General features: G+C 55.5%; 11 protein-coding genes. 7 read left to right on the top strand and 4 right to left on the bottom strand.

What is annotated here, in order from left to right; genetic code table 11:
* The first annotated feature begins 36 nt into the window (after positions 1 to 36).
* From ABVN44_RS10005 to agp, 4 genes are all read left to right on the top strand, one after another.
* On the top strand, positions 37 to 1923 hold the full coding sequence (locus tag ABVN44_RS10005; RefSeq protein ID WP_048348811.1) for a protein-disulfide reductase DsbD: 1887 nt from the start codon (positions 37 to 39) through the stop codon (positions 1921 to 1923).
* On the top strand, positions 1920 to 2543 hold the full coding sequence (locus ABVN44_RS10000; RefSeq protein ID WP_000876685.1) for a DsbA family protein: 624 nt from the start codon (positions 1920 to 1922) through the stop codon (positions 2541 to 2543). Before ABVN44_RS10005 ends, ABVN44_RS10000 begins: the two co-directional genes overlap by 4 nt.
* Positions 2533 to 3039, top strand: coding sequence for a protein disulfide oxidoreductase (locus tag ABVN44_RS09995; RefSeq protein WP_023231552.1), 507 nt, complete (start codon positions 2533 to 2535; stop codon positions 3037 to 3039). Before ABVN44_RS10000 ends, ABVN44_RS09995 begins: the two co-directional genes overlap by 11 nt.
* Positions 3040 to 3171: 132 nt before the next feature.
* Positions 3172 to 4413: a bifunctional glucose-1-phosphatase/inositol phosphatase gene (agp, locus tag ABVN44_RS09990; RefSeq protein WP_000749201.1), complete on the top strand. Its 1242-nt coding sequence runs from the start codon at positions 3172 to 3174 to the stop codon at positions 4411 to 4413.
* A gap of 33 nt (positions 4414 to 4446) precedes the next feature.
* On the opposite strand, the gene ABVN44_RS09985 is transcribed toward agp, so the two are convergent.
* On the bottom strand, positions 4447 to 4674 hold the full coding sequence (locus ABVN44_RS09985) for a YccJ family protein (RefSeq protein ID WP_001143125.1): 228 nt from the start codon (positions 4672 to 4674) through the stop codon (positions 4447 to 4449).
* 20 nt (positions 4675 to 4694) lie between these two features.
* Complete coding sequence (gene wrbA / locus ABVN44_RS09980; protein ID WP_001062898.1) at positions 4695 to 5291, bottom strand: NAD(P)H:quinone oxidoreductase; 597 nt, start codon at positions 5289 to 5291, stop codon at positions 4695 to 4697.
* Between the two features lie 384 nt (positions 5292 to 5675).
* Here wrbA and ABVN44_RS09975 point away from each other — a divergent pair, with 384 nt between their 5' ends.
* Both ABVN44_RS09975 and rutR read left to right on the top strand, forming a co-directional pair.
* Positions 5676 to 5843: a general stress protein gene (locus tag ABVN44_RS09975; RefSeq protein WP_001273663.1), complete on the top strand. Its 168-nt coding sequence runs from the start codon at positions 5676 to 5678 to the stop codon at positions 5841 to 5843.
* 136 nt (positions 5844 to 5979) lie between these two features.
* Positions 5980 to 6618: an HTH-type transcriptional regulator RutR gene (gene rutR / locus ABVN44_RS09970; RefSeq protein ID WP_000083128.1), complete on the top strand. Its 639-nt coding sequence runs from the start codon at positions 5980 to 5982 to the stop codon at positions 6616 to 6618.
* Here rutR and ABVN44_RS09965 read toward each other — a convergent pair.
* Positions 6615 to 7010, bottom strand: a complete 396-nt coding sequence (locus tag ABVN44_RS09965; RefSeq protein WP_000821059.1) for a lysozyme inhibitor LprI family protein — start codon at positions 7008 to 7010, stop codon at positions 6615 to 6617. The genes rutR and ABVN44_RS09965 overlap by 4 nt on opposite strands.
* 58 nt (positions 7011 to 7068) lie before the next feature.
* Positions 7069 to 11031, bottom strand: a complete 3963-nt coding sequence (gene putA / locus ABVN44_RS09960) for a trifunctional transcriptional regulator/proline dehydrogenase/L-glutamate gamma-semialdehyde dehydrogenase (RefSeq protein ID WP_129339461.1) — start codon at positions 11029 to 11031, stop codon at positions 7069 to 7071.
* A 421-nt stretch (positions 11032 to 11452) separates the two neighbouring features.
* Between putA and putP the strand changes: the two genes are divergently transcribed.
* The gene (gene putP, locus ABVN44_RS09955; RefSeq protein WP_001018467.1) at positions 11453 to 12961 is read left to right on the top strand and encodes a sodium/proline symporter PutP; all 1509 of its coding nucleotides are present in this window, start codon (positions 11453 to 11455) and stop codon (positions 12959 to 12961) included.
* The last annotated feature ends 150 nt before the right edge of the window (positions 12962 to 13111 follow it).

Here is a 13111-nt window from a genome sequence, read left to right as displayed (position 1 = left end):
TGCTAACGGTTAATTACTCATTCACGGAGAAAAAATATGATGATTTTGTTCAGGCGGATACTGTTCTGCCTGTTATGGCTTTGGCTGCCCGTCTCCTGGGCGGCGGAAAGCGGCTGGCTGCGCTCGCCCGATAACGACCATGCCAGCATACGGCTACGTGCCGATACGTCCGCTAACGGCGAGACCCGGCTGTTGCTTGACGTCAAACTGGAAAACGGCTGGAAAACCTACTGGCGCGCGCCGGGGGAAGGGGGCGTGGCGCCCTCTATCGCCTGGAAAGGCGACATGCCTGAGGTAAGCTGGTTCTGGCCAACCCCCTCGCGCTTTGATGTGGCGAATATCACCACCCAGGGATATCACGACGAGGTGACCTTTCCGATGATCGTGCGCGGTACGCCGCCCGCGACCTTGCGCGGCGTGTTGACGTTATCAACCTGCAGCAATGTTTGTCTGTTGACCGATTACCCCTTTTCCGTGACGCCCACTGTGCAGAATGCCGATTTTGCCCATGACTATGCGCGGGCGATGGGTAAAGTTCCGCTCCGCAGTGGACTAACGGACTCGCTTGACGTCGGCTATCGCCCGGGAGAACTGGTGGTCACTGCTACGCGAGCGGCGGGCTGGTCATCGCCCGGGCTCTATCTTGACACCATAGATGACGTCGATTTTGCGAAGCCTCGCCTGCGCGTAGAGGGCGACAGGTTACAGGCGACGGTGCCGGTGACGGACAGTTGGGGCGAAAAGGCGCCCGATTTGCGCAACAAATCGCTGACCCTCGTGTTAGCCGATGGCGCTATCGCCCAGGAGAGCACGCAAACCATTGGCGCTGCGCCAGCGCAAACGCCGGACAATGCGGCGCTACCTTTCTGGCAAGTTGTAATGATGGCGCTGATCGGCGGACTGATTCTTAATTTAATGCCCTGCGTACTGCCGGTTCTGGGCATGAAACTTGGCTCTATTTTATTGGTAGAGGAAAAAAGCCGCTCTCACATCAGGCGACAATTTTTGGCTTCGGTCGCCGGTATCATTGCGTCATTTATGGCGCTGGCGGCGTTTATGACCCTCCTTCGCCTGTCAAACCATGCGCTGGCCTGGGGAGTCCAGTTCCAGAATGTATGGTTTATTGGTTTTATGGCGCTGGTGATGTTGTTGTTTAGCGCCAGCCTGTTCGGGCTTTTTGAGTTCAGGCTTCCCTCATCTATGACCACGAAACTGGCCACTTACGGCGGTAACGGTATGTCGGGACATTTCTGGCAGGGGGCATTCGCCACGCTGCTGGCGACGCCTTGTAGCGCGCCGTTTCTGGGCACGGCGGTCGCCGTGGCGCTCACGGCGTCGTTGCCGACGCTGTGGGGGCTGTTCCTTGCGCTAGGCCTGGGGATGAGCGCGCCGTGGCTACTGGTCGCGCTACGACCAGGACTTGCGCTACGTTTACCGCGCCCCGGACGTTGGATGAATGTCCTGCGCAGGATCCTCGGTCTGATGATGCTGGGGTCGGCTATCTGGCTGGCGACGTTACTCCTGCCGCATTTCGGCTTCACTGCGTCAAAGAGCGCGCAAGACACTGTTCAGTGGCAACCGTTGAGTGAACAGGCAATCCAGTCGGCGCTGGCACAGCATAAGCGGGTATTTGTCGATGTCACTGCGGACTGGTGTATTACCTGTAAAGTGAATAAATACAACGTTCTGCAAAAAGAGGATGTGCAGGCCGCCTTGCAACAGCCGGATGTTGTGGCGCTGCGGGGAGACTGGACGCTGCCGTCCGATGCCATTACAGATTTTCTGAAAACGCGCGGCCAGGTCGCCGTGCCGTTTAATCAGGTATATGGCCCCGGATTGCCGGAAGGGGAGGCACTGCCCACTTTGCTGACCCGCGATGCGGTATTACAAACGTTGAAAAAAGCGAAAGGAATAACCCAATGAAATACATGATTGTTTTACTGCTGGCGCTGTTTTCAACGCTGAGCATCGCGCAAGAAACCGCCCCTTTTACGCCGGATCAGGAAAAGCAGATTGAAAATCTGATCCATGCGGCGTTGTTTAACGATCCTGCCAGCCCGCGGATAGGCGCTAAACACCCTAAGCTGACGCTGGTGAACTTTACGGATTACAACTGCCCGTACTGCAAACAGCTTGATCCGATGCTGGAAAAGATTGTGCAGAAATATCCTGACGTTGCGGTCATTATTAAACCGCTGCCATTCAAAGGAGAGAGTTCCATACTGGCGGCGCGTATTGCGCTGACCACCTGGCGCGAGCATCCGCAACAGTTCCTCGCGCTACATGAAAAACTCATGCAAAAGCGCGGTTACCATACGGATGACAGTATTAAACAGGCCCAGCAGAAAGCAGGGGCTACGCCAGTGACTCTGGATGAAAAAAGCATGGAAACGATACGCACTAATTTGCAGTTGGCAAGGCTGGTCGGCGTGCAAGGAACGCCAGCGACGATCATTGGCGACGAGCTGATTCCGGGCGCGGTGCCCTGGGATACGCTGGAAGCGGTGGTGAAAGAAAAACTGGCGGCTGCCAATGGCGGGTAAACTGCGGCGTTGGCTGCGTGAAGCCGCGGTTTTTCTGGCGCTCCTCATCGCGATAATGGTGGTCATGGACGTCTGGCGCGCGCCGCAGGCGCCTCCGGCGTTTGCCGCGACACCGTTACATACGCTGACGGGAGAGTCGACAACTCTGGCGACCTTGAGCGAAGAACGCCCCGTACTGCTCTATTTTTGGGCCAGCTGGTGCGGGGTATGCCGCTTTACTACGCCTGCGGTCGCTCGCCTGGCGGCGGAAGGGGAAAACGTCATGACCGTTGCGCTCCGCTCCGGCGATGACGCTGAGGTTGCCCGCTGGCTGGCGCGCAGGGGCGTTGACTTCCCGGTCGTCAATGATGCTAACGGCGCCTTATCCGCTGGCTGGGAAATCAGCGTGACGCCAACGCTGGTGGTGGTTTCACAAGGTCGGGTTGTGTTCACCACCAGCGGCTGGACCAGCTACTGGGGCATGAAGCTTCGGCTATGGTGGGCAAAAACGTTCTGAATATGCGCCGGGGTTTCCCGGCGCTAACGCGTTTACTGTAAGAAAAACCCCCGTTTTGCGAAATCGTTCCCGGAAAAATGATCCATTTCTGTCACACTCAGAACGATTTGATAACAACAAGAGGTCATAGGGATGAAAAAATCATTACTCGCTGTTGCTGTGGCAGGGGCTGTTTTGTTGTCATCCGCCGTACAGGCGCAGACAACGCCGGAGGGTTATCAATTACAACAGGTGCTGATGATGAGCCGCCATAATCTGCGGGCGCCGCTGGCGAATAATGGCAGCGTACTGGCGCAGTCGACGCCGAACGCCTGGCCGGCGTGGGACGTTCCCGGCGGGCAACTGACGACGAAAGGCGGCGTGCTGGAAGTCTATATGGGACACTACACACGTGAATGGCTGGTCGCGCAGGGGCTGATACCGTCAGGAGAATGTCCGGCGCCCGACACGGTATATGCCTATGCGAATAGTTTGCAGCGCACCGTCGCCACCGCGCAATTTTTCATTACCGGCGCTTTCCCCGGCTGTGATATTCCTGTTCATCATCAGGAAAAAATGGGCACTATGGACCCTACCTTCAATCCGGTGATTACCGATGATTCCGCCGCGTTCCGGCAACAGGCCGTACAGGCGATGGAAAAGGCGCGTAGTCAGCTACATCTTGATGAGAGTTATAAACTGCTTGAGCAGATAACGCATTATCAGGACTCGCCGTCCTGCAAAGAGAAGCATCAGTGTTCGCTAATCGATGCGAAAGATACCTTCAGCGCGAACTATCAGCAAGAGCCTGGCGTGCAGGGGCCGCTGAAAGTAGGGAACTCGCTGGTGGATGCGTTTACCCTGCAATATTACGAAGGGTTTCCGATGGATCAGGTCGCCTGGGGCGGGATCCACACCGATCGGCAGTGGAAGGTGCTGTCAAAACTGAAAAACGGCTATCAGGACAGCCTGTTTACCTCACCTACGGTGGCGCGCAATGTCGCTGCGCCGCTGGTGAAATATATCGATAAGGTGCTGGTTGCCGATCGCGTTAGCGCGCCGAAGGTTACCGTGCTGGTGGGGCATGATTCCAATATCGCGTCGCTGCTGACGGCGCTGGATTTTAAACCCTATCAGCTCCATGACCAGTATGAGAGAACGCCGATTGGCGGTCAGCTTGTCTTCCAACGCTGGCATGACGGCAACGCTAACCGGGATTTGATGAAAATCGAGTATGTCTACCAGAGCGCCCGGCAGTTACGCAATGCGGAAGCGTTAACGCTCAAATCGCCCGCGCAAAGGGTAACCCTGGAACTGAAAGGATGTCCGGTGGATGCGAACGGCTTCTGTCCGCTGGATAAGTTCGATAACGTCATGAACACTGCTGCAAAATAGCCATATGCCCCCGCGCAGGCGGGGGCGTTTGTGTTATACGTTTTTACGTTCGATGATTTGTTCGCCCCAGAAGAGCGAGTCTTTGTCCGTTTTCTCAAAGGCTTTGATCAGCACCTCATCGCTACCTTCTTCCCATATTTTTTCTGCCAGTTTCTCGTCATAGTGAGCGACTTCAAAAATGGCTTCGGCAATTTCCGGCGACGTATTACGCAGGCTTGCCCATTCGCCGACGCGGTGCGCTTTTGCTTCTTGAGTTGGCATTCGAATCCTCCTGTTGAAGATTAGCCGTTGAGTTTGACTGCCAGACCGGCGACGTATTCCCCCTGATAGCGAGCGATAGAGAGTTCCTCCTGGCTTGGTTGACGTGAACCGTCGCCTCCGGCGATAGTCGTTGCGCCGTAAGGCGTGCCGCCGCGAACCTGGGAGACGTCAAACAGTTCCTGTGCGGCATAGCCTATCGGGACAATCACCATCCCATGATGGGCAAGCGTAGTCCAGGTCGAGGTGATGGTCTGCTCCTGGCCGCCGCCCGTTCCGGTAGAACTGAACACGCTGCCGAGCTTGCCGTATAGCGCGCCGGATGCCCACAGTCCACCGGTTTGATCCAGGAAGGTACGCATCTGGCCTGACATATTGCCAAACCGGGTTGGCGTACCAAAAATAATGGCATCGTAATCCGCCAGCTCCTGTGGGGTGGCAACCGGTGCGTTTTGCGTTTTACCGCCAGCTTTTGCGAAGATTTCAGGCGGCATTGTTTCTGGCACACGCTTTATAATGACCTCTGCGCCGTCGACTTTCTTTGCCCCTTCCGCCACCGCGTGCGCCATGGTTTCAATGTGTCCGTACATGGAATAATAGAGCACCAGAATCTTTGCCATTTGTACTACTCCTCAGATTAATCAGGTGTGTAGCGATTCGCTACGTCTATTTAAAGATATGCTCTCCTGTGAAGAGTGCAAATTTCAGCGCCATTTCTTTGATTTATAACAATAATTAATTTGGCGACCTTTGTTGCAAAATGATACATTTTTAAGCGCTTTGATTTTCCCAAATATAAGAATAACTTATTTATTTCTTATGGTTATTATTCTGCATATTCGGCTTCTGATGTTGCAGAATATTTCGGTAAGCGGCCTACCACGGCGTTTTTCACTATGCTTAATGTTACGCGGCGTTACTGATGATATCGTTCATACGCTGCGCGAGGAGATACTCCTCATTACCTATGCAATATGATGTCTAATCTATGACGGAGGTCAGTAATGGCAAACCATCGTGGCGGTTCCGGTAATTTTGCGGAAGACCGCGAAAGAGCATCAGAAGCAGGTCGTAAAGGTGGTCAGCACAGCGGGGGCAATTTTAAGAATGACCCGCAGCGTGCATCCGAAGCAGGCAAAAAAGGGGGCAAAAGCAGTAACCGTAATAGCTAGCCTGCGTCACAACAGCAAGACGCTGAGCGTTTCGCGCTAAAAAGCGTCATGCGCCACCGCCGCCGGATTTCCGGCGGTTTTTTTGTTTATAAGCCGGATTTGGTATGCTTGCGTCCTGACGAAAAGGAGAGGGCGCATGTCGCAACGCACAGAGAAAAAAATCGGAAAACGTTCGCAGGCCACCGGTGCAAAACGGCAGCTTATCTTAACCGCCGCGCTTGCCGTTTTTTCCCAGTATGGTATCCATGGCGCGCGTCTTGAGCAGGTCGCCGAGCGGGCAGGCGTCTCCAAAACCAATCTGCTTTATTATTATCCCTCGAAAGAGGCGCTGTATGTCGCGGTAATGCGACAGATCTTGGATGTCTGGCTGGCGCCGCTCAAGGCGTTTCGCGCAGAATTTTCCCCTCTGGAGGCCATCAAAGAGTATATCCGTCTCAAGCTGGAGGTTTCGCGTGATTATCCGCAGGCGTCGCGGCTCTTCTGCATGGAGATGCTGGCGGGCGCGCCGCTCTTAATGGAGGAACTGACCGGCGATCTAAAAGCGTTGATAGATGAAAAATCCGCGCTGATTGCCGGATGGGTGCACAGCGGGAAACTGGCGCCCGTCTCCCCGCACCATTTGATCTTCATGATTTGGGCCGCCACGCAACATTACGCCGATTTTGCCCCTCAGGTTGAGGCGGTAACCGGCGCGACGCTTCGCGATGAAGCCTTTTTTAACCAAACGGTCGAAAGCGTTCAGCGCATTATTATTGAAGGGATTCGCGTGCGTTAACCGGCTGGCGGCAGTGGGCAGCTCAAATCCCCCTCTTCACATTGCAGCAGCGAGGCTAAAAACGCTTCGCGTTCGTTCGTTTTATCGGTCAGGCACTGGCTGGCGATCATGGGTTGCACGCTGCCGCCCTCCGTACCTGAGCGAATCAGAGCGCAATCGGCGTCCCGCAGTGCAATCCATGCCACCTGCGCTTTTTGCAACAGCTCGCGCTGCGGCGGTTGTGCACGCTTAATCGCGCTTTGATAGGTTTCGTTCAGCTTTTTATCTGCCGCCTGGTATTGCGCGGCGGCGCAGCGATTCATTTCCAGCTGCGTACTGGCGCTGGCACACTCATCGGCCAACGCCTGACTGCTGAACAACAACGCCGCGCAGGTAAGGAAAATTCGTTTCATACGGTCCTCTGACGCGAGTAAAAAGGCTCCATTGACGGAGCCTTAATTAACCACAGTATTAGCCAATTGTCATCAGGCTGGCATTACCGCCAGCGGCGGCAGTGTTTACGCTCAGCGAACGTTCAATATAGAGCCGTTCCAGCAACATATTGCTTTCGCCGCGGGCGAACCCCTGTACCGACACTATCGCGCCTTCGCGGGCGGCGACGGCTTCGCACACGGTTCGCAGCTTGTCGGAGTCGCCGTGGAAAATCACCGCGTCAAACGGCTGCGCCATCAGCGTTTCCGCTTTCGCAAACTGGACACGCGCCGCAACGGCGGCGGGGAGACGTTTCGCCAGATCGCGGTGGAAGGCGTCGTCTGACCATAGCGCCTGACTGCCGACGGCGAGAACGGCGGCAAGCTGCGTCAACGCGTCCTGTTCGTCATCAGCCAGGCATAATACCCGTTCACGCGGCAACAGCGTCCAGGTATTACGCTCGCCGGTCGGTCCCGGTAGCAGGCGCTGCGTGCCGGCCTGCGCCAGATCGGCGAATTGTCGGCAGAGCGTCTGTAGCGCCGGGCGATCCGCCGCCCATTGCGTCAGGGCGGTCAACGGCGCAAGTAGCGTGGTTTTAAGCTGCGCATCTACCGGGTAACGCGCATCCTGACGAGTCAGCGTCGTATTGAGCGCATTGGGCGGGCGGTGTGCCAGCAGGCGGTAGAGATAGAGCGGCCCTCCCGCTTTTGGCCCGGTACCGGACAGTCCTTCGCCGCCAAACGGCTGGACGCCGACGACCGCGCCCACCATATTACGGTTAACGTACAGGTTGCCGACGTGGGCGGAACCGGTGACTTGCGCAATGGTTTCATCAATACGGGTATGTACGCCCAGCGTTAGCCCGTAGCCGGAAGCGTTAATCTGTTCGATAAGCTCCGCCAGTTGGTTACGGTTATAACGCACGACGTGCAGCACAGGCCCGAAGACCTCTTTTTCCAGTTCTGCGAAGTTTTCCAGCTCAATAAGCGTGGGCATTACAAACGTACCGGTTTGCCATTCCTGCGCATCATCGCTGTTTTCACGCGCGGCCTGGAAAACCGGGCGGCCTTTGGCGCGCATTGTCTGGATATGACGTTCAATGTTGGCTTTGGCCTCGCTATCGATCACCGGCCCGATATCGGTCGTCAGACGGCCTGGATTCCCCATCCGACACTCCGCCATCGCGCCGCGTAACATTTTCAGCGTATGTTCGGCGATATCGTCCTGTAAACACAGCACGCGGAGCGCGGAACAGCGTTGTCCGGCGCTGTCGAAAGCGGAAGCCAGCACATCCACGACCACCTGCTCGGTGAGCGCGGAAGAGTCGACAATCATAGCGTTCATACCGCCGGTTTCCGCAATCAACGGAATAGGGCGGCCCTGGGCGTCAAGACGCGTGGCGATGTTGCGCTGCAACAACGTCGCGACCTCCGTGGAACCGGTAAACATCACGCCGCGTACACGCGCATCGGCGGTAAGCTGGGCGCCGACGGTTTCTCCCCGTCCCGGCAACAGTTGCACGACGCCCGGCGGTACGCCCGCTTCCAGCAAAATGGCAATGCCCTGGGCGGCAATCAGCGATGTCTGCTCTGCCGGTTTCGCCAGAACGCTGTTACCTGCCGCCAACGCGGCGGCGATTTGGCCGGTGAAAATGGCCAGCGGGAAGTTCCACGGACTGATGCAGACTACCGGCCCTAACGGGCGATGCGTTTCGTTATCGAAATCGTCACGCACTTGACCGGCATAATAATGGAGGAAGTCTACCGCTTCGCGCACTTCGGCAATGGCGTTGCTGAACGTTTTCCCCGCTTCACGCACCAACAGGCCAATCAACTGCTGCATTTGGTCTTCCATCAATACCGCCGCCCGCTGCAAAATGGCGGCGCGTTCTTGCGGCGGCGTCGCAAACCAAACCGGCGCCTGATTGACCGCGTTTTGCAATGCCTGTTCAACCTCGCTTTCTGTCGCTTCGCGTCCCCAGCCGACAATATCTTTCGGTTCCGCCGGGTTGATAACCGGCGTCATCTCACCGTCGGCCACCGGTTGTTCCAGCACAGGTTTGGCCTGCCATTTCTGCATGGCGTTGCTTAACAGGGCAGAAGAAAGCGAGGCGAGGCGATGTTCATTCGCTAAATCAAGTCCGGCGGAGTTTATCCGACCTTCGCCGTACAGATCGCGCGGCAGCGGAATTTTCGGATGCGGTATGCCAGCCTGACCTTCCTGCTGCGCCAGTTTTTCCACGGCCTCGACCGGGTCGGCCACCAGTTCATCGAGCGGTAGGGTGGCATCGGCGATGCGGTTGACAAAAGAGGTGTTGGCGCCGTTTTCCAGCAGGCGTCGTACCAGATAGGCCAGCAGGGTTTCGTGTGTTCCCACCGGCGCGTAAATACGGCAGGGACGGTTAAGTTTTCCGTCCGCTACTTTACCGGTGACCTGTTCATACAGCGGTTCGCCCATGCCGTGCAGGCACTGGAATTCGTACTGACCCGGATAGTAATTTTGCCCGGCCAGATGATAAATCGCCGCCAGTGTGTGAGCGTTATGGGTCGCGAACTGCGGGTAGATCAGATTAGGAACGGCGAGCAGTTTTTTCGCGCAGGCCAGATAAGAGACATCGGTATACACTTTGCGGGTATAAACCGGATAGCCCTCCAGCCCTTCCATTTGCGCGCGTTTGATTTCGCTATCCCAGTAGGCGCCTTTCACCAGACGAATCATCAGCCGACGGCGGCTACGGGAGGCCAGATCGACTAAATAATCAATGACCAGTGGACAGCGTTTTTGGTAAGCCTGGATCACAAAGCCAATGCCGTTCCAGCCTGCGAGTTCGGGTTCGAAGCAGAGTTTTTCCAGCAGATCGAGCGAGATCTCCAGACGATCCGCCTCTTCGGCGTCGATATTGAGACCGATATCATACTGGCGCGCCAGCAGAGTCAGGGATTTCAGGCGCGGATAAAGCTCCTCCATTACCCGATCGTATTGCGCGCGACTATAGCGTGGATGCAGGGCGGACAGCTTAATCGAGATGCCTGGCCCTTCGTAAATACCGCGACCGTTAGACGCTTTGCCGATGGCATGAATCGCTTGCTGGTAAGAGACCATATAAGCCTGCGCATCGGCGGCGGTTAACGCGGCTTCGCCCAGCATATCGTAAGAATAGCGGAACCCTTTCTCTTCCAGCTTTCGGGCATTCGCCAGCGCCTGAGCAATGGTTTCGCCAGTCACGAACTGCTCGCCCATTAAACGCATCGCCATGTCGACGCCTTTGCGGATTAACGGTTCGCCGCTCTTGCCGATAATGCGGTTCAGCGAGCGCGAAAGATTGGCTTCGTTATGCGTTGAGACCAGTCGGCCGGTAAAGAGCAGCCCCCAGGTGGCGGCGTTTACAAACAACGACGGGCTACGGCCAATATGCGACTGCCAGTTGCCATTACTGATTTTGTCGCGAATTAACGCATCGCGCGTAGCTTTGTCGGGAATACGCAGCAGCGCTTCCGCCAGACACATCAGCGCAACGCCTTCTTGCGAAGAGAGGGAAAACTCCTGCAACAGGCCTTGTACCATACCCGCGCGACCGCTGGCGGATTTTTGATTGCACAATTTCTCCGCCAGTTGATACGCCAGTTTATGCGCCTGCTCAGCGACAGGCGGCGACAGGCGCGCCTGTTCCATTAGCATTGACACCGCATCGGTTTCCGGGCGGCGCCAGGCGGCGGTGATGGCGGCGCGAGAGACGGATTGGGGAAGAATCTGTTCGGCAAACTCCAGAAAGGGCTGATGCGGCTCATCCTGCGGCGCGACCGGCTCCTCGCTTTCATTTGCCGCGCCGGCAAACAGCGCAGGTAGCTCCGGTAGCGTATCGCTATTTTCCAGCTTGTCCAGATAGCTAAAGATTGCCTGTTTTATTAACCAGTGCGGCGTGCGATCGATACGCGACGCGGCCATTTTGATCCGTTCGCGCGTGGCGTCGTCCAGCTTAACCCCCATCGTGGTGGTTCCCATACCCTCTACTCCTGTTATTCGCTCTGTCTGCTAACCAATAGTTAGCGGAAAATATCCACTATGTTGCAACTTTGTGCAACCACGTTAAATGTGACCAGCGTTGCAAGCTTAAAAATGAATAAATTGTTAAAAAAAGAAAGAGGGAGTCTGACGGGGAAAACCATCTGGATTTATTTTCTCTGCGGTAGTTAACACTTTTAAAAGGTGCAACCGCAAAAAATGTGAGAGAGTGCAACCTGGAGAAAAATAGTATCCCTCTGCAATCAAATTTGATGTAAATGGTGTGTTAAATCGATTGTGAATAACCACCGCTTCCGGCAGGATACGGTCGCCCTGGTAAACATAACACCCTTGCCACGTTCCGGCAGGGTACAAAACGGCACGCTACGGTAGTGCCAATAAATAAATTTGGAGAACCTTGATGGCTATTAGCACACCGATGTTGGTGACATTCTGTGTCTATATTTTTGGCATGATATTGATTGGGTTTATCGCCTGGCGCTCAACCAAAAACTTTGATGACTATATTCTTGGCGGTCGCAGCCTGGGGCCGTTTGTTACGGCTTTATCAGCCGGCGCGTCGGATATGAGCGGCTGGCTGTTAATGGGGCTGCCTGGCGCTATCTTTCTGTCGGGGATCTCTGAAAGCTGGATCGCCATTGGCCTGACGTTAGGCGCATGGATTAACTGGAAGCTGGTGGCCGGGCGCCTGCGCGTGCATACCGAATTTAACAATAACGCGCTCACGCTGCCGGACTATTTTACCGGTCGGTTTGAGGATAAGAGCCGAGTTCTGCGTATTATTTCCGCGCTGGTCATTCTGCTGTTTTTCACTATCTATTGCGCATCAGGTATTGTCGCTGGGGCACGACTGTTCGAAAGCACCTTCGGTATGAGCTATGAAACCGCACTGTGGGCGGGGGCCGCGGCAACCATTATTTATACGTTTATAGGCGGGTTTCTTGCCGTTAGCTGGACGGATACCGTTCAGGCCAGCCTGATGATTTTTGCGTTAATCCTGACGCCGGTGATGGTTATTGTCGGCGTAGGCGGTTTTAGCGAGTCGCTGGAGGTGATCAAGCAAAAGAGCATCGAGAATGTCGACATGCTCAAGGGGCTGAATTTTGTCGCTATTATTTCTCTGATGGGCTGGGGACTGGGTTACTTCGGTCAGCCGCATATCCTGGCGCGCTTTATGGCGGCGGATTCCCATCACAGTATTGTTCATGCGCGTCGTATCAGTATGACCTGGATGATTCTGTGTCTGGCGGGCGCGGTGGCGGTGGGCTTCTTTGGCATTGCGTACTTTAACAATAACCCCGCGCTGGCCGGGGCGGTGAACCAAAACTCAGAACGCGTATTTATTGAACTGGCGCAGATCCTGTTTAACCCGTGGATTGCCGGTGTTCTGCTGTCTGCTATCCTGGCGGCGGTGATGTCGACGTTGAGCTGTCAGTTGCTGGTATGCTCCAGCGCGATTACGGAAGATTTATATAAGGCTTTTCTGCGTAAAAGCGCCAGCCAGCAAGAGCTGGTATGGGTAGGGCGAGTGATGGTGCTGGTGGTAGCGCTGATCGCCATTGCGCTGGCGGCGAACCCCGATAACCGTGTGCTGGGGCTGGTGAGCTACGCCTGGGCTGGATTCGGCGCGGCATTTGGACCTGTTGTCCTGTTTTCTGTGATGTGGTCGCGTATGACACGTAACGGCGCGCTGGCGGGAATGATTATTGGCGCGGTGACGGTTATCGTCTGGAAACAATATGGCTGGCTGGATCTGTATGAGATTATCCCTGGCTTCATTTTCGGCAGCCTGGGGATCGTAATCTTTAGCCTGCTTGGCAAAGCGCCGACAGCAGCGATGCAGGAACGCTTTGCAAAAGCGGACGCGCATTATCATTCCGCGCCGCCGTCGAAGCTACAGGCGGAATAACCGACATGTCCGATAGCATTATTGCCATCGGACATATTTTACCAGGCGGCGTTATACGCCTGCCTGGTCCTCTGATAAGTCCCGGACCGATTGACTGAAGATGTTCAGGTAAATGAGGACGCTCTCTCAAACTATTTTTAGCCCTTGAGC

Source organism: Salmonella sp. SJTUF15570 (assembly GCF_043357055.1).
Lineage (GTDB): Bacteria > Pseudomonadota > Gammaproteobacteria > Enterobacterales > Enterobacteriaceae > Salmonella > Salmonella enterica.
The sequence above is the reverse complement of the archived record's forward strand: the minus strand, read 5'-3'. Positions and strand labels throughout refer to the sequence as shown.

Bases quoted from the DNA above. Each gene is read 5' to 3' on its own strand.
- ABVN44_RS10005 (WP_048348811.1), top strand. From the start codon at position 37: ATGATGATTTTGTTCAGGCGGATACTGTTCTGCCTGTTATGGCTTTGG.
- ABVN44_RS10000 (WP_000876685.1), top strand. From the start codon at position 1,920: ATGAAATACATGATTGTTTTACTGCTGGCGCTGTTTTCAACGCTGAGC.
- ABVN44_RS09995 (WP_023231552.1), top strand. From the start codon at position 2,533: ATGGCGGGTAAACTGCGGCGTTGGCTGCGTGAAGCCGCGGTTTTTCTG.
- agp (WP_000749201.1), top strand. From the start codon at position 3,172: ATGAAAAAATCATTACTCGCTGTTGCTGTGGCAGGGGCTGTTTTGTTG.
- ABVN44_RS09985 (WP_001143125.1), bottom strand. From the start codon at position 4,674: ATGCCAACTCAAGAAGCAAAAGCGCACCGCGTCGGCGAATGGGCAAGC.
- wrbA (WP_001062898.1), bottom strand. From the start codon at position 5,291: ATGGCAAAGATTCTGGTGCTCTATTATTCCATGTACGGACACATTGAA.
- ABVN44_RS09975 (WP_001273663.1), top strand. From the start codon at position 5,676: ATGGCAAACCATCGTGGCGGTTCCGGTAATTTTGCGGAAGACCGCGAA.
- rutR (WP_000083128.1), top strand. From the start codon at position 5,980: ATGTCGCAACGCACAGAGAAAAAAATCGGAAAACGTTCGCAGGCCACC.
- ABVN44_RS09965 (WP_000821059.1), bottom strand. From the start codon at position 7,010: ATGAAACGAATTTTCCTTACCTGCGCGGCGTTGTTGTTCAGCAGTCAG.
- putA (WP_129339461.1), bottom strand. From the start codon at position 11,031: ATGGGAACCACCACGATGGGGGTTAAGCTGGACGACGCCACGCGCGAA.
- putP (WP_001018467.1), top strand. From the start codon at position 11,453: ATGGCTATTAGCACACCGATGTTGGTGACATTCTGTGTCTATATTTTT.